General features: G+C 58.4%; 16 protein-coding genes. 10 read left to right on the top strand and 6 right to left on the bottom strand.

The window, feature by feature from the left end; genetic code table 11:
* The first annotated feature begins 2 nt into the window (after positions 1–2).
* A complete protein-coding gene (locus ACM6IR_RS24350) occupies positions 3–746 on the top strand; it encodes a phosphatase PAP2 family protein (RefSeq protein ID WP_414910170.1) in 744 nt (247 codons plus the stop codon).
* Between the two features lie 214 nt (positions 747–960).
* On the opposite strand, the gene groL is transcribed toward ACM6IR_RS24350, so the two are convergent.
* From groL to ACM6IR_RS24330, 4 genes are all read right to left on the bottom strand, one after another.
* The gene (gene groL / locus ACM6IR_RS24345) at positions 961–2,604 is read right to left on the bottom strand and encodes a chaperonin GroEL (protein WP_414910040.1); all 1,644 of its coding nucleotides are present in this window, start codon (positions 2,602–2,604) and stop codon (positions 961–963) included.
* Positions 2,605–2,652: 48 nt separating this feature from the next.
* Complete coding sequence (locus ACM6IR_RS24340) at positions 2,653–2,946, bottom strand: co-chaperone GroES (protein WP_414910039.1); 294 nt, start codon at positions 2,944–2,946, stop codon at positions 2,653–2,655.
* Positions 2,947–3,193: 247 nt separating this feature from the next.
* Positions 3,194–3,670, bottom strand: coding sequence for an FxsA family protein (locus ACM6IR_RS24335; RefSeq protein WP_414910038.1), 477 nt, complete (start codon positions 3,668–3,670; stop codon positions 3,194–3,196).
* 66 nt (positions 3,671–3,736) lie between these two features.
* Positions 3,737–4,468 carry a HugZ family protein gene (locus ACM6IR_RS24330; protein WP_414910037.1) on the bottom strand — a complete coding sequence of 244 codons (732 nt, stop codon included), beginning with the start codon at positions 4,466–4,468 and terminating at the stop codon, positions 3,737–3,739.
* Positions 4,469–4,632: 164 nt separating this feature from the next.
* Here ACM6IR_RS24330 and ACM6IR_RS24325 point away from each other — a divergent pair, with 164 nt between their 5' ends.
* Entirely contained in the window at positions 4,633–5,391 is a 759-nt protein-coding gene (locus ACM6IR_RS24325) for an SDR family oxidoreductase (RefSeq protein ID WP_414910036.1), read from the top strand.
* A 116-nt stretch (positions 5,392–5,507) separates the two neighbouring features.
* Here ACM6IR_RS24325 and apbC read toward each other — a convergent pair whose 3' ends face one another.
* Positions 5,508–6,602, bottom strand: coding sequence for an iron-sulfur cluster carrier protein ApbC (gene apbC, locus ACM6IR_RS24320; RefSeq protein WP_414910035.1), 1,095 nt, complete (start codon positions 6,600–6,602; stop codon positions 5,508–5,510).
* 330 nt (positions 6,603–6,932) lie between these two features.
* On the opposite strand from apbC, the gene metG reads away from it, so the two are divergent.
* The 8 genes from metG (at position 6,933) to ACM6IR_RS24280 (ending at position 13,735) form a co-directional block, all read left to right on the top strand.
* Positions 6,933–8,984, top strand: a complete 2,052-nt coding sequence (metG, locus tag ACM6IR_RS24315; protein ID WP_414910034.1) for a methionine--tRNA ligase — start codon at positions 6,933–6,935, stop codon at positions 8,982–8,984.
* Positions 8,985–9,116: 132 nt separating this feature from the next.
* Entirely contained in the window at positions 9,117–9,686 is a 570-nt protein-coding gene (locus ACM6IR_RS24310; RefSeq protein ID WP_414910033.1) for an electron transport complex protein RnfA, read from the top strand.
* A complete protein-coding gene (rsxB, locus tag ACM6IR_RS24305; protein WP_414910032.1) occupies positions 9,683–10,696 on the top strand; it encodes an electron transport complex subunit RsxB in 1,014 nt (337 codons plus the stop codon). Before ACM6IR_RS24310 ends, rsxB begins: the two co-directional genes overlap by 4 nt.
* Positions 10,683–11,675, top strand: coding sequence for an RnfABCDGE type electron transport complex subunit D (locus ACM6IR_RS24300; protein ID WP_414910031.1), 993 nt, complete (start codon positions 10,683–10,685; stop codon positions 11,673–11,675). The genes rsxB and ACM6IR_RS24300 overlap by 14 nt, the downstream gene beginning before the upstream one ends.
* Complete coding sequence (locus ACM6IR_RS24295; protein WP_414910030.1) at positions 11,672–12,283, top strand: RnfABCDGE type electron transport complex subunit G; 612 nt, start codon at positions 11,672–11,674, stop codon at positions 12,281–12,283. Before ACM6IR_RS24300 ends, ACM6IR_RS24295 begins: the two co-directional genes overlap by 4 nt.
* Positions 12,276–12,785 (top strand): Rnf-Nqr domain containing protein, encoded by a 510-nt coding sequence (locus ACM6IR_RS24290; RefSeq protein ID WP_414910029.1) that lies wholly within the window; start codon positions 12,276–12,278, stop codon positions 12,783–12,785. Before ACM6IR_RS24295 ends, ACM6IR_RS24290 begins: the two co-directional genes overlap by 8 nt.
* A 25-nt stretch (positions 12,786–12,810) precedes the next feature.
* The gene (nth, locus tag ACM6IR_RS24285; protein ID WP_414910028.1) at positions 12,811–13,449 is read left to right on the top strand and encodes an endonuclease III; all 639 of its coding nucleotides are present in this window, start codon (positions 12,811–12,813) and stop codon (positions 13,447–13,449) included.
* A 106-nt stretch (positions 13,450–13,555) separates the two neighbouring features.
* Positions 13,556–13,735 (top strand): PA3496 family putative envelope integrity protein, encoded by a 180-nt coding sequence (locus ACM6IR_RS24280; protein ID WP_414910027.1) that lies wholly within the window; start codon positions 13,556–13,558, stop codon positions 13,733–13,735.
* 56 nt (positions 13,736–13,791) lie between these two features.
* On the opposite strand, the gene ACM6IR_RS24275 is transcribed toward ACM6IR_RS24280, so the two are convergent.
* Positions 13,792–14,418: a response regulator transcription factor gene (locus tag ACM6IR_RS24275; RefSeq protein WP_201120491.1), complete on the bottom strand. Its 627-nt coding sequence runs from the start codon at positions 14,416–14,418 to the stop codon at positions 13,792–13,794.
* Between the last annotated feature and the right edge of the window lie 418 nt (positions 14,419–14,836).

Here is a 14,836-nt window from a genome sequence, read left to right as displayed (position 1 = left end):
TCATGTCGTCAACTGCTGTCCGTCCCGCCTCTCGCCCTCTCAATTTCTGGGTGTGCCTGGGAATTCCCGCCATTGCGGCAATCACTCTACTGCTGCTCGAACTGACGTCCCTGGACATGTCCCTTGCCAAGCTGTTCTATGACCCGGTCGCGGGTGAGTTCATCGGGCGGCACAATCGCTTTCTGGAAGACATCGTGCACGACCGGGCCAAACAAGTGGTCATCGCCTTTTCGGTGCTTGCGATCTTCGGTTTCATTGCCTCCTTTTTCGTCGACAAGCTCAAGCCGTTCAAACGGGAGTTGGGCTGTCTGGTGCTGTCGCTGGCACTGGCGACAGCCTTTGTCACTCCGGTCAAAGCGGTGACGGCGGTGCAATGCCCCTGGAGCCTGGAGCAGTTCGGCGGTCACGAAACCTACAGCGAACTGCTCAGCCCGCGCCCGCCTACCGACAAACCTGGCCGTTGCTGGCCCGGTGGTCATGCGGCTACCGGTTTCTCGCTGTTTGCGTTGTTCTTTGTACTGCGTGATCGTCGCCCGCGCCTGGCCCGTAAAGCGTTTGTTTTCGCCTTCGCCCTGGGCACGGTGTTTTCCGTGAGCCGGATGATGCAGGGTGCGCACTTCTTCTCGCACAACGTGTGGACAGCGATTTTCTGCTGGCTGATCTGTTTTGGGGCCTATTACTGCATTTTGTATAAACCGGCCTCGAAGACCGAAAGAGAGTCCGAAGCACAACCGGTCAACACCTGAAACACCGCAAATCCCCTGTGGGAGCCGGCTCCGGGCGGCGTTCCGACGAAAGCGGTTTGTCATTCAACATTGATGTTGAATGACACGGCCTCTTTCGCCGGCAAGCCGGTCTCGCTCCCACAATAGTCCGATGTGAATCTCAGAATCCGGGTAATAAAAAAAAACCCCGCCTGCTTAGCGCAGGCGGGGTTTTTTCGTAGGGGGTAAGGCTGGCTTACATCATGCCGCCCATGCCGCCCATACCGCCCATGTCTGGCATGCCGCCGCCAGCTGGACCGTCTTCCTTGATCTCAGCGATCATGGCTTCGGTGGTGATCATCAGGCTGGCAATCGACGAAGCCGCTTGCAGAGCCGAACGAGTCACTTTAGCCGGGTCCAGGATACCCATTTCGATCATGTCGCCGTATTCGCCGGTAGCAGCGTTGTAACCGTAGTTACCCGAACCCTGCTTGACCTTGTCGACTACTACGCTTGGCTCGTCGCCGGAGTTGGCAACGATCTGGCGCAGTGGCGCTTCAACAGCGCGACGCAGCAACTGGATGCCAACGTTCTGGTCATCGTTGTCGCCTTTCAGCTCGGAGATAGCCTGCAGTGCGCGAACCAGTGCCACGCCGCCGCCAGGTACCACGCCTTCTTCAACGGCTGCACGGGTAGCGTGCAGGGCGTCTTCAACGCGGGCTTTCTTCTCTTTCATTTCAACTTCGGAACCGGCGCCAACCTTGATCACTGCAACGCCGCCGGACAGTTTGGCCAGACGCTCTTGCAGTTTTTCACGGTCGTAGTCGGACGAAGTGTCGGCCACTTGCTGACGGATCTGCAGTACGCGAGCCTGGATGTCAGCCTCAACGCCCGAACCGTCGATCACGGTGGTGTTTTCTTTGGACAGGATCACGCGCTTGGCATTACCCAGGTGTTCCAGGGTAGTGCTTTCCAGGCTCAGACCGATCTCTTCGGAGATAACGGTACCGCCCGTCAGAACAGCGATGTCCTGCAGCATGGCCTTGCGACGGTCGCCGAAGCCTGGAGCCTTGACGGCTGCGACTTTAACGATGCCACGCATGTTGTTCACAACCAGAGTCGCCAGGGCTTCGCCTTCAACGTCTTCGGCCACGATCAGCAGTGGACGGCCGGCTTTGGCAACGGCTTCCAGTACTGGCAGCATTTCGCGGATGTTCGAGATCTTTTTGTCGACCAGCAGGATCAGCGGACCGTCCAGCTCGGCAGTCATGGTCTCTGGCTTGTTGACGAAGTACGGGGACAGGTAGCCACGGTCGAACTGCATGCCTTCAACAACCGACAGTTCGTTTTCCAGGCCCGAGCCTTCTTCGACAGTGATCACGCCTTCTTTACCGACTTTTTCCATGGCTTCGGCAATGATGTCGCCGATGGAGCTGTCGGAGTTGGCCGAGATGGTGCCGACCTGAGCGATTGCGCGGGTGTCAGCGCAAGGCTTGGACAGGGCTTTCAGCTCTTTGACGATAGCGATGGTCGCTTTGTCGATACCGCGCTTCAGGTCCATCGGGTTCATGCCGGCAGCGACGGCTTTCAGGCCTTCGTTGACGATCGATTGAGCCAGAACGGTAGCGGTGGTGGTGCCGTCGCCTGCGTCATCGTTGGCACGGGAGGCAACGTCTTTGACCAGCTGCGCGCCCATGTTTTCGAAGCGATCTTTCAGCTCGATTTCTTTGGCTACGGAAACGCCGTCCTTGGTGATGGTCGGAGCGCCGAAGCTCTTCTCGATAATCACGTTACGGCCTTTAGGGCCCAGGGTCGCTTTTACTGCGTCAGCCAGGACGTTTACACCGGCGAGCATTTTCTTGCGGGCGGAGTCGCCGAATTTAACTTCTTTAGCAGCCATGATCGATATTCCTTAAATACTTTGTAGTAGCGGGAAAATGAGCGGGGATCAGTCTTCGATAACAGCGAGAATCTCGTTCTCAGCCATTACCAGCAGGTCTTCGCCGTCAACTTTCACGGTGTTGCTGCCGGAGTACGGGCCGAACACAACCTTGTCACCCACTTTCACGGCCAGTGCACGCACTTCACCGTTGTCCAGCACGCGGCCGGTGCCGACAGCGAGGATTACACCGCTGTTGGCTTTTTCAGCAGCCGAACCTGGCAGGACGATACCGCCAGCGGTTTTCTTTTCTTCTTCGCTGCGACGGATGACGACGCGGTCATGCAGAGGACGAAGCTTCATTGTCGATCTCTCCTAATTGTGGTTTTCATCGGCCGGTGTATTCCCGGCGGGTTTAACAAATCCGGCGGCGCCGGGTGCGCCTCGACTAGCGAGACGCGGAAGTCTGTCTGGCATGATTGCCAGAAACCTTGCGGTGACCGTTACATAAGGGCGCATAAGCTTATTACAAGGGCGAGGATCGAAATTTTTTACGTCGCTGCCCCGAAAACGAACACGGCACCCGAAGGTGCCGTGCAGGTGAAACGATTTACTTGGAATCGCGGTGTTCGAACTCGCCTTCGATCACATTCGGCTCCCGGCCCAGAGGCTCGCGTGGGGCAGGACCGCCACGTGGCTGCAGGTCGTCGGCGAATGCACGCTGACGGATGGCTTGTGCTTCGGCACGCCGGCGCATTGTGTTGGCCAGCAACCGACGAGTGATCGGCAGCAACAAGATCAGGCCCAGCACATCGCTGACGAAGCCCGGCAGGATCAACAAACCGCCGGCCAGGGCCAACATCAGGCCTTCGAGCATGGTCTGGGCCGGCAGTTCACCGCGATTCAGGCTTTCACGAGCGCGCAGCGCAGTGGCCAGACCGGCGATACGCAGCACAAACACGCCGAGCATCGAGCCGAGAATGACCAGCAGCAGTGCCGGGAAAAACCCGATCGCGCTGCTGACCTTGACGAATACGAACAGCTCCATCACTGGAAACAGTACAAAGAGCAATAAAAAAGGGCGCATCAAATGGTTCCTCAACGCAAGAATGCCTTGCCAGTCTTCCCTAGATGACGTCGCCGATTCGTGAATTCAAGCATCGGCCACTTCATTTTTCGGCCAATGTTCGGCGTGAGCCAGGAAAACCAAGGCTTCCCGGACTTGTGTCGGCGTATTACAAGGCGCTTGAAACGGCAGCCAATACAGCACCTGACCAATGCGCAAGTGCATGCCTTCGGTGTCGATACCGGCCAATTGTGCCGGTTCTGCCTTCGGCAAACCTGCCAGCTCTACGTAATGCGCGATGGCTTTGGCATGGTCGGCATTCATGTGCTCGACCATGCCCGCTTCGGTTTTGCCGGCAAACGGATTGGCCAGCGTCAGCTGATCAACCCAGTGGATCGCGCCAAAGCCGCCGATGTAACGGTGGCGCACGGGTTTGAGCACCCAGAAATCAAAATCGTGGGCCTTGTGGTAGCTCCGCGAATCCGGGAAATAGCGGTAGTAGCGCTCGGCCGCTGCTTCGATGGCGGCCTCGTCCTCGAGCTTTTCCGCTTCGGCCAGGCAGGTCAGGCGACCAACGGCTTGCACGTCTTCAGCCCCACGCTCGCCGACAAACAGTGAGCATTTCGGGTCTTTCTGCAGGTTATGCGTGTGCTGGGCGATACGGCTGATCAGGATCAGCGGCCGGCCCTGCTCATCCAGGCAGTAAGGGACCACGGAGCCAAACGGGAAACCGGGCATGGCCTTGGAGTGGGTCGACAACACGCCTCGGTATTCCTTGAGAAGCAATTTTCGGGCATTCTTGGCCGCTTCAACGCTCAATTTATGACTCCTTCTATAGAATCCGTCGAAAAAACGGACAGGTAACTGGGATATGTTTCCAGTACGCCATCAGGGCAGTTCTCATGTGCAGCCAAGCCACAGCAGGTGCAGATCGAGAGGCCCTCTTAAAGGAAACCACTCTGACCTCCTATTGGGGCATGCGAATGCAACTCACTGACAAAGTAATCATTATCACTGGCGGTTGCCAGGGTTTAGGCCGTTCCATGGCCGAGTATTTCGCAGGCAAAGGCGCGAAGCTGGCGCTGGTGGACTTGAACCAGGAAAAGCTCGACGAGGCCGTCGCCGCATGCAAAGCCAGGGGCGTTGAGGCTCGCGCCTATCTGTGTAACGTCGCCAACGAAGAACAAGTGACGCACATGGTCGCTCAGGTTGCCGAAGATTTCGGCGCGATCCATGGCCTGATCAACAATGCCGGGATCCTGCGTGATGGCCTGCTGTTGAAGGTCAAGGACGGCGAGATGACCAAGATGAGCCTGGCCCAATGGCAAGCGGTGATCGACGTCAACCTGACCGGCGTGTTCCTGTGTACCCGTGAAGTCGCGGCGAAAATGGTCGAGCTGAAAAACAGTGGCGCGATCATCAATATTTCCTCGATCTCCCGCGCCGGCAACGTTGGCCAGACCAACTACTCCGCCGCCAAGGCCGGTGTCGCTGCCGCGACCGTGACCTGGGCCAAGGAACTGGCGCGCTATGGTATTCGCGTGGCGGGCATTGCACCGGGCTTTATCGAAACCGAAATGACGTTGGGCATGAAGCCCGAAGCGCTGGAGAAGATGACGTCCGGGATTCCGCTCAAGCGTATGGGCAAGCCGCAAGAGATTGCTCATTCGGCGGCGTACATTTTCGAGAACGACTACTACACCGGTCGGATTCTGGAAATGGATGGCGGGTTGCGGATCTAAAGCAAGATCAAAAGATCGCAGCCTCGCTTCGCTCGACAGCTCCTACAGGTGTAAGCCAATCCATGTAGGAGCTGTCGAGCGAAGCGAGGCTGCGATCTTTTAACAGGCGACGCAGATCAATCGTCGCTGATGGTTATGTTCGGCATCGCCGGTGTCGCCGCTTCCTGCAACATGATCCTCGCGCCAACGTGGCGGGCGAGTTCCTGGTACACCATCGCAATCTGGCTGTCGGGCTCGGCGATCACCGTTGGCTTGCCGCCATCGGCCTGCTCGCGGATGACCATCGACAGCGGCAATGAAGCCAGCAATTCGACGCCGTACTGGTTGGCCAGCTTCACACCACCGCCCTCACCGAACAGATGCTCGGCATGTCCGCAGTTGGAGCAGATGTGCACGGCCATGTTTTCCACCACGCCCAGCACCGGGATGTTGACCTTGCGGAACATCTCCACGCCCTTGCGAGCGTCCAGCAAAGCCAGATCCTGAGGGGTGGTCACGATCACCGCGCCGGCTACCGGGACTTTCTGCGCCAGGGTCAGCTGGATATCACCGGTGCCTGGTGGCATGTCGATGACCAGGTAATCCAGGTCGCCCCATGCGGTTTGCGTCACCAGTTGCAACAATGCCCCGGAGACCATCGGCCCGCGCCAGACCATCGGCGTGTTGTCGTCGGTCAGGAATGCCATGGACATGACTTCTACGCCATGGGACTCGATCGGCACGAACCACTTCTGATCCTTGACCTTTGGTCGGGTGCCTTCAGGGATGCCAAACATGATGCCCTGGCTCGGACCATAGATGTCCGCGTCGAGAATCCCGACCTTGGCGCCTTCGCGCGCTAACGCCAGCGCCAGGTTGGCGGCGGTGGTGGATTTGCCCACGCCCCCCTTGCCGGATGCCACGGCGACAATGTTTTTAACGTTCGTCAGGCCTGGAATCTGCGCCTGTGCCTTGTGCGCGGCGATCACGCTGGTGATCTCGACACGAGCGATTGTCACACCGTCCAGCCCTTCGATGGCCATTTGCAGCATCTGCGACCAGCCACTCTTGAACAGGCCGGCAGCGTAGCCCAACTCCAGCTGGACGCTGACGCGATCGCCCTGGATGTCGATATTGCGCACGCACCCGGCGCTGACCGGGTCCTGGTTCAGATAAGGGTCGGTGTATTGGCGAAGGACGGCTTCCACCGCTGCGCGATTGACGGCGCTCATGGGCAACTCCGATAACAAGACTGGAAAATCAGGCGGGTATCGTACCTGTTCTCTCGCCTGGACGGCATGCTTTCAGGATGTGACAAATAACCCATGGCTGAATGCTACCTGTAGCAGCTGGCGAAGCCTGCGTTCGGCGGCGAAGCCGTCGTAAACCGGACATCGCGGTGTTTCAGGTAATCCGGGGTGTCCGGATTGGCGACGGCTTCGCCGCCGAACGCAGCCTTCGGCAGCTGCTACAAAGGACCGTGGATGCCGGTCGCGGGGGTGAAAAATATGCGCCGGCGCTTTATAGTGGCCGACCTCCGTTTCATCAAGTAGCCGAGCCCCATGTCCGAGCCACGCAAGATCCTCGTCACCAGCGCCCTGCCCTATGCCAATGGTTCGATCCACCTCGGCCATATGCTGGAATATATCCAGACCGACATGTGGGTGCGCTTTCAGAAGCACCGCGGCAATCAATGCATTTATGTCTGCGCCGACGACGCCCACGGTTCGGCCATCATGCTGCGCGCGGAAAAGGAAGGCATCACCCCGGAACAGCTGATCGCCAACGTCCAGGCTGAACACAGCGCCGACTTTGCCGAGTTCCTGGTGGACTTCGATAACTTCCACTCCACTCACGCCGAAGAAAACCGTGAGCTGTCGAGCCAGATCTACCTGAAGCTGCGCGACGCCGGGCACATCGCCCAGCGCTCGATCACTCAGTACTTCGACCCGGAAAAGAAAATGTTTCTGGCCGACCGCTTCATCAAGGGCACCTGCCCGAAATGCGGCACCGAAGACCAGTACGGCGACAACTGCGAAAAATGCGGTGCGACCTACGCACCGACCGACCTGAAGGATCCGAAGTCGGCGATCTCTGGCGCCACGCCGGTGCTCAAGGATTCCCAGCACTTCTTCTTCAAGCTGCCGGACTTCCAGGAAATGCTGCAGGCCTGGACCCGCAGCGGCACCCTGCAAGACGCGGTCGCCAACAAGATCGCCGAATGGCTGGACGCCGGCCTGCAGCAGTGGGACATATCCCGCGATGCGCCGTACTTCGGTTTCGAGATCCCTGACGAGCCGGGCAAGTACTTCTACGTCTGGCTGGATGCGCCAATCGGCTACATGGCGAGCTTCAAAAACCTCTGCGACCGTCGTCCGGACCTGGATTTCGACGCGTTCTGGGGCAAGGATTCCACCGCCGAGCTGTACCATTTCATCGGCAAGGACATTGTCAATTTCCACGCGCTGTTCTGGCCAGCGATGCTCGAAGGCGCCGGTTTCCGCAAACCGACCGGCATCAACGTACACGGCTACCTGACCGTCAACGGTCAGAAAATGTCCAAGTCCCGCGGCACCTTCGTCAAGGCGCGGACCTACCTGGACCACCTGTCGCCGGAATACCTGCGCTACTACTACGCGGCCAAGCTGGGCCGTGGCGTCGACGACCTGGACCTGAACCTCGAAGACTTCGTGCAGAAGGTCAACTCCGACCTGGTAGGCAAAGTCGTCAACATCGCCAGCCGTTGCGCCGGTTTCATCCAGAAAGGCAACGCCGGTGTGCTGGTGGCGGGTAACGCCGCACCAGAGCTGACCGACGCGTTCCTCGCCGCTGCGCCAGGCATTTGCGACGCCTACGAGGCTCGCGACTTCGCCCGTGCGATGCGCGAAATCATGGGCCTGGCCGACCGTGCCAACGCCTGGATCGCCGACAAGGCGCCGTGGTCGCTGAACAAACAGGAAGGCAAGCAAGACGAAGTCCAGGCCATCTGCGCCTTGGGCATCAACCTGTTCCGCCAACTGGTGATCTTCCTCAAGCCGGTGTTGCCACTGCTGGCCGCCGATGCCGAGGCGTTCCTGAACGTCGCGCCGCTGACCTGGAACGATCACGCAACGCTGCTCAGCAACCATCAGCTGAACGAGTTCAAACCGTTGATGACCCGTATCGACCCGGTGAAAGTGCAAGCCATGACCGATGCTTCGAAAGAAGACCTGACCGCCAGCGCAACCGACACCGGCGATGCGGCGCCTGCCGGCAACGGTGAACTGGCCAAGGATCCGCTGTCGCCGGAGATCGAGTTCGATGCCTTTGCGGCAGTCGATCTGCGCGTCGCTCTGATTCTTAAGGCCGAACATGTGGAAGGTGCCGACAAACTGTTGCGCCTGACCCTGGACATCGGTGACGAGCAACGTAACGTGTTCTCCGGGATCAAGAGCGCTTATCCGGATCCGTCCAAGCTCAATGGTCGTCTGACCATGATGATCGCCAACCTCAAGCCACGGAAAATGAAGTTCGGCATTTCCGAAGGCATGGTGATGGCGGCGGGCCCTGGCGGTGAGGAAATCTACCTGCTCAGCCCCGACAGCGGCGCCAAGCCAGGTCAGCGGATCAAGTAAGCTTCTGCGCTAAATCGAATCCCACCGTCGTGCCCGGCGCGACGGTGGGATTTTCATGTCTGGCCCACCCTCCTTCCTTGCCGGATAATGCCTAACCTTCAGGTAGACAGGCCTTTTCTTGCCGGCACGATCATGACCGAGATGCTTCTTACGCTTATCAGCGCTGCCCTGATCAACAACGTCGTGTTGCACTGGCCGCTGGGCGTCGATCCGCTACTGAGCAGTGAGCGCGGCCAAGTTCATGCACTGGGCATTGCGACGACGTGTCTGATGCTGATCGTCGGCATGCTCGGCTATGCGCTCTACCACTGGCTGCTGGTGCCACTGGAGCTGGCGTCACTGCGTCTGTTCGTTTTTCTGCCGCTGAGCGTGTCGTTGATCGCGCCGCTGCTGAAGCTACTGTCGAAGGTAGTGTCGACGCTTTCATTCGAAGGGCTCTGGCCGCTGCTTCTCGGCAATGCCGGCGTGCTCGGGCTGGCGCTGATCAATGTCCAGGACGACAACGGTTTTTTCCACACTACGGCCCTCAGCCTCGGCGCCGGGCTGGGTTTCTGGCTGGTGCTGAGTCTGTTCAGCGACTTGCGCCAGCGCACCGTCGATAACGATATCCCCCTGCCCTTTCGCGGCCTGCCGATCGACCTGATCGGCGCCGGTCTGATCGCAGTGGCCTTTCTCGGATTCAGCGGACTGATCAAAACATGAGTCTGATTCAACGCATCGACGCCCTCCTGCCGCAGACCCAATGCGGCAAGTGCGGCCACCCCGGGTGCAAACCCTACGCCGAAGGCATCGCCAACGGCGAGCCAATCAACAAGTGCCCACCGGGCGGCAGCGAAACCATTTCGGCCCTGGCCGATTTGCTGAAAGTGCCGGTGCTGGAACTGGATGTAAGTCGCGGTTCGGCCCCGGCGCAGATTGCCTATATCCGTGAAGCGGAGTGTATTGGTTGTACCAAATGCATTCAGGCCTGCCCGGTGGACGCCATCGTCGGCGCAGCTAAATTGATGCACACGGTCATCGTCGATGAATGCACCGGTTGCGACCTCTGCGTGGCGCCCTGCCCGGTGGATTGCATCGAGATGCGTCCGTTGCCACTGGCCACGGTGCTACCGATTGTCGGCGGTTTGGCCTTCAGCCTTGAGGAACAGCGAGCCCGCGCGGCCAAACGCAATCACGCGCGCCACCGTTTCGAGCAACGCAACGCCCGGCTGCAGCGTGAGGAAGAACAGAAACTCGCGGAACGTCAGGCTCGTGCGCAGCGCACCGTGCCGCAGCCCAGTGAAGCGCCCTCCCTCGACCCGGTTCAAGCTGCACTTGAACGGGTGCGTGCTCAGAAAGCAGCCACTGCCGATGCGGCGTTGAAAAAAGCCAAGATCGATCTGGCCATGAGCCGGGCGCAACTGAACAAGTCGCTCAAGGCCTTCGGGCACCCGCCGACGTTTGAACAGCAGGCGCAACTCATCGTCCTGCAACAGCAGTTCGAGGCTGCCGAGCAAGCGTTGGTGACTTTGGAAAACAGTGCACCGCCCACCTCGACGCCCGTTGCTCCGGCAAAAAATGCGGAGCTGAATCGGGCAAAAATTCAATTGGCGATGCGCCGCGCAGCGCTTAAAAAAGCTCAAGCCAGCGAAGCGTCGGCTGAACAAATCGAAGTATTGGAGGGAGCAGTGAGCGAAGCCGAACGTCAGGTGGATGCTTATGGCGCCCCTTGAATCGGTCGACGAACGCCTTCAGCAGACCATGAAGCTGGTGTTGCTGGCCACTGTGCCGGGGATGCTGGTGTTGTTCGGGTTGTATGGTTGGGGGGTATTGATCAACCTGATCCTGGCGGGTGCGACCGCACTGGCTGTTGAGGCGGCCGTGTTGCAGTTGCGCAAGCGAGCGCTCAAACCCACCTTGAGCGACGGTAGCGCCCTGGTCAGTGCGACGCTACTGGCGCTGGCCCTTCCGCCTTATTGCCCGTGGTGGCTGACCGTCAGTGCGGCGGCGTTCGCCATGATATTGGGCAAGCACCTGTATGGCGGCGTCGGCAAAAACCCTTTCAACCCGGCAATGCTCGGCTTCGCCCTGGTGCTGGTGACGTTTCCTCAACAAATGACCCATTGGCCATCATCCCACGGCATGGACCTGCTGGGTGGTTTGCAACAGGTGTTCGGTTTCAGCCTCAGTGAGCCCCCGGATGCCTGGGCCCAGGCCACGGCGCTGGACAGCCTGCGGATCAACAAAAGCCTGACCATGGACGAGCTCTTCGCCGGCAACCCGGCGTTCGGCCACGTCGGCGGCCGTGGTGTGGAATGGGTCAACCTGGCGTTTCTGGCCGGAGGCGCATTTCTCCTGCAACGGCGAATATTCACGTGGCATGCGCCGGTCGGCATGCTCGCCAGCCTGTTCATCATCAGCCTGCTGTGCTGGAACGGCTCGGGTTCCGACTCTCATGGCTCGCCGCTGTTTCACCTGTTCACCGGCGCGAGCATGCTCGGTGCATTCTTCATCGTGACGGAACCGGTGTCTGGCGCAAGAGCCCCCGGGGCCCGGTTGTTGTTCGGGGCGGGAGTGGGGCTGCTGACCTATTTGATTCGCACCTGGGGCGGTTACCCGGACGGCGTGGCATTTGCGGTGTTACTGATGAACCTCTGTGTGCCGGCGCTGGACCGGTTTGTCGCCGCCAGGCAAGAGCGGAGTGCGCCATGAACCGAACGTCGAGCATTGTCACGCTGGTGTTGCTGGCAAGCGTGGGGGTTAGCGCGACCTACCTCGTACAACACGCCATCGCGCCGCACATCGCCGCCGAACAACGCCTGATCGACAGTCGCAACCTGCTGGACCTGCTGCCCTCGGACAGTTACGACAATCAGCCGCTGGAACAGCCGCTCAATCTCGACAGCAGCGCATTGGCCAACAGCACACTGCTCATCGGCTACCGCGCAACCAAGGCCGGCCAACCCAGCGCCGTGTTGTTGCGCAGCCAGACTCTGGGCTATGCAGGCTCCATCGACTTGCTGATCGCCATCGACATCAACGGCAGGCTGCTGGGCGTCAAACCCCTTAAGCAATCTGAAACGCCTGGGTTGGGCGGTAAAATCGCCGACTGGCCCAACAGCTGGCTTCAGGTTTTTTCCGGCAAGTCCCGAACTGAACCTGGCGACAGTGGCTGGGCCTTGAAAAAGGATCAGGGTCAATTTGATCAGATCGCGGGCGCAACCATTACTTCGAGAGCAGCGATCAACGCCATTCATGATGCGTTACGCTACTTCGATGAGCACCGGCAACAGCTGATCGGGAGCAGTCTCCATGAATAAGTCATCGACTCTGCAAAATTCGCTGATGCTGCCGCCGCTGATCGGTGCCACCGACTCGTGGGTGACCGCGCTGGGCCTGTGGCTGATGTCTATCGTGGTGATCAGTGCCTTTGGCGTGAGCATGGGCGCCTTGCGATCGCGAATGGTCCCGGCCACACATCTGCTGGCCAGTGTGCTGCTGGCGGCAGCACTGACCAGCTGCGCGGAACTCGCCGCGCAAGCCTGGTCGCTGCAAGGTCTGCAGCACTTGGGGATCTATGCGGGATTGATCGCACTGCAATGTGTCGTACTGGAACATACCGGGTTTTTCCAGAGCGCATGGCGTGACCGCCTGCGCTTGTGTGGCGTGTTCGGCGCATTGATGGTGGGCATGGGCCTGCTGCGCGAACTCTTCGGCAACGGTAGCTTCCACCTGGTCACCCTGGCCCCTGGCGGATTCATTTTGCTGGGCCTGCTCATCGCCGCCTGGCAGGCCTGGACCCGCCCTACCACTCCACACTGAACGCTTTCGAGGAAATGCACTGCCCATGAATGCCGCAAAACGTCTGGAAATTTTCCGCAGGTTTCACGAAGACAACCCGGAGCCAAAGACCGAACTGGCCTATTCCTCGCCGTTCGAATTGCTGATCGCCGTGATTCTCTCGGCGCAGTCGACCGACGTCGGCGTCAACAAAGCCACTGCCAAACTCTTTCCGGTGGCCAATACGCCGGCGGCGATTTATGCGCTGGGCGTCGAAGGGCTGTCGGAGTACATAAAGACCATCGGCCTGTTCAACAGCAAAGCGAAAAACGTGATCGAGACGTGCCGCTTGTTGGTGGAGCGTCACGCAGGAGAAGTGCCACAGACCCGCGAAGAGCTGGAGGCACTGCCCGGCGTCGGCCGCAAGACCGCCAACGTGGTGCTCAATACCGCCTTCCGTCAGCTGACCATGGCCGTCGACACGCATATCTTCCGGGTCAGCAACCGTACCGGCATTGCGCCAGGCAAGAATGTGGTCGAGGTTGAGAAAAACCTGATGAAATTCGTACCCAAGCAATACCTGCTCGATTCACATCACTGGTTGATCCTTCACGGACGCTATGTTTGCCTGGCCCGCAAGCCTCGCTGCGGCAGTTGCCGGATCGAAGACTTGTGCGAATACAAGCAAAAGACCTCCGACGATTGAGGCACTATTAGGTTTTTTGATAAACCGATTGAAAAAATCTTTTTTACCCGCGATGAGATTGTCGATATAAGGAGCGCCAAAGGCAGTCTTAGCCTGGAGTTAACCTATGAGCACTGGCAAAGAGCAATTGGACGTAGAAGACGACTTCACCCCCGTTGAGGCCGATGACGCTGAACCGGCGGTTGAGGTGGCGAAGACCAACCTGAGCAAACGCCGTACCATCGACAATCTGCTGGAGGAGCGCCGACTGCAAAAGCAATTGGCCGATTACGATTTTGATCTATGACACCTGAAAGCCTCCCGAAACGGAGGCTTTTTACTAAGTGCCAAATGCTGACGCAATCACACCAGACCATTGCGCTGAGCCAACTCGATCAGGTCGACCAAGGAACGAGCATTGAGTTTCAACAACAGCCGAGTCTTGTAAGTACTGACGGTTTTATTGCTGAGGAACATTCCATCGGCAATCTCTTTGTTCGTCTTGCCTCGCGCCAACTGTTGCAAGACCATCATTTCCCGCCCTGATAGACGATCCACCATATCGGCTTCACTGGCATTCCCCAGACTGGAGCGCACGGTATGCAAGGCTTGGTTCGGAAAGTAACTGTAGCCTGACAGTACTGCCTTTATTGCACTTAGTAATTCAGTAAGGTCCTGCTGTTTGCAGACATATCCCGCAGCACCCGACTGCATGCAACGCATGGAAAAATGCCCCGGTGCCTGGGAAGTCAATATCAGCACTTTCATTGGCATCGCTGCCGATGTCAGACGCGCAATGACTTCCAGCCCATCCAGTTTCGGTATCCCAATATCGAGAATGACAATATCCGGCATATATTCACGCGCCAGTTGCAATGCATCCACGCCATTATCTGTTTCTGCAATGACCTCGTAGCCATGACGCTCCATTAGCATACGTACCGCAAGACGAATGACGGGGTGATCATCCACGATCAGCACTTTATTCATGGGCAAGTCCAATTTCGCTGTTCGAATTTTTAGAGCCCGCACAATAGCCTAGTCGTTTCCCCCCTGGCATGCCGCGCCCCCCGCGCCCCCACACCGAGAGACATTCCCTACAAACAATACGGATCTTTCCTACAAAAAATCTTCGAAAACGCGGCGCCGAAAACTTTTTCAGACTGACGGCATTTCTCTACTGACCAGTTTTTTGTATCAACTTATAACCCTAAAACGAAGTAGCACCCGCTTGATCAGGGTGATTCGACAGGCACAAATTATAGAACAGGCCTTAAAAGTAACCGATATTTACCAATTCAACATTTATACCAGAAATATCACACACCCATTATCCACTTACTCTTACAGCAAAAAAACAAAACCCGAACATTATAAAAAACCAAACCGAGCGAGCACCCACACTCTT

The sequence above is a fragment of the Pseudomonas sp. IT-P253 genome (assembly GCF_949768125.1).
Lineage (GTDB): Bacteria > Pseudomonadota > Gammaproteobacteria > Pseudomonadales > Pseudomonadaceae > Aquipseudomonas.
Note: the sequence above shows the minus strand (reverse complement) of the source record. Positions and strands in the feature narration are given on the sequence as shown.

Coding starts and splice junctions, on each gene's coding strand:
- ACM6IR_RS24350 (WP_414910170.1), top strand. CDS start 3: ATGTCGTCAACTGCTGTCCGTCCCGCCTCTCGCCCTCTCAATTTCTGG.
- groL (WP_414910040.1), bottom strand. CDS start 2,604: ATGGCTGCTAAAGAAGTTAAATTCGGCGACTCCGCCCGCAAGAAAATG.
- ACM6IR_RS24340 (WP_414910039.1), bottom strand. CDS start 2,946: ATGAAGCTTCGTCCTCTGCATGACCGCGTCGTCATCCGTCGCAGCGAA.
- ACM6IR_RS24335 (WP_414910038.1), bottom strand. CDS start 3,670: ATGCGCCCTTTTTTATTGCTCTTTGTACTGTTTCCAGTGATGGAGCTG.
- ACM6IR_RS24325 (WP_414910036.1), top strand. CDS start 4,633: ATGCAACTCACTGACAAAGTAATCATTATCACTGGCGGTTGCCAGGGT.
- apbC (WP_414910035.1), bottom strand. CDS start 6,602: ATGAGCGCCGTCAATCGCGCAGCGGTGGAAGCCGTCCTTCGCCAATAC.
- metG (WP_414910034.1), top strand. CDS start 6,933: ATGTCCGAGCCACGCAAGATCCTCGTCACCAGCGCCCTGCCCTATGCC.
- ACM6IR_RS24310 (WP_414910033.1), top strand. CDS start 9,117: ATGACCGAGATGCTTCTTACGCTTATCAGCGCTGCCCTGATCAACAAC.
- rsxB (WP_414910032.1), top strand. CDS start 9,683: ATGAGTCTGATTCAACGCATCGACGCCCTCCTGCCGCAGACCCAATGC.
- ACM6IR_RS24300 (WP_414910031.1), top strand. CDS start 10,683: ATGGCGCCCCTTGAATCGGTCGACGAACGCCTTCAGCAGACCATGAAG.
- ACM6IR_RS24295 (WP_414910030.1), top strand. CDS start 11,672: ATGAACCGAACGTCGAGCATTGTCACGCTGGTGTTGCTGGCAAGCGTG.
- ACM6IR_RS24290 (WP_414910029.1), top strand. CDS start 12,276: ATGAATAAGTCATCGACTCTGCAAAATTCGCTGATGCTGCCGCCGCTG.
- nth (WP_414910028.1), top strand. CDS start 12,811: ATGAATGCCGCAAAACGTCTGGAAATTTTCCGCAGGTTTCACGAAGAC.
- ACM6IR_RS24280 (WP_414910027.1), top strand. CDS start 13,556: ATGAGCACTGGCAAAGAGCAATTGGACGTAGAAGACGACTTCACCCCC.
- ACM6IR_RS24275 (WP_201120491.1), bottom strand. CDS start 14,418: ATGAATAAAGTGCTGATCGTGGATGATCACCCCGTCATTCGTCTTGCG.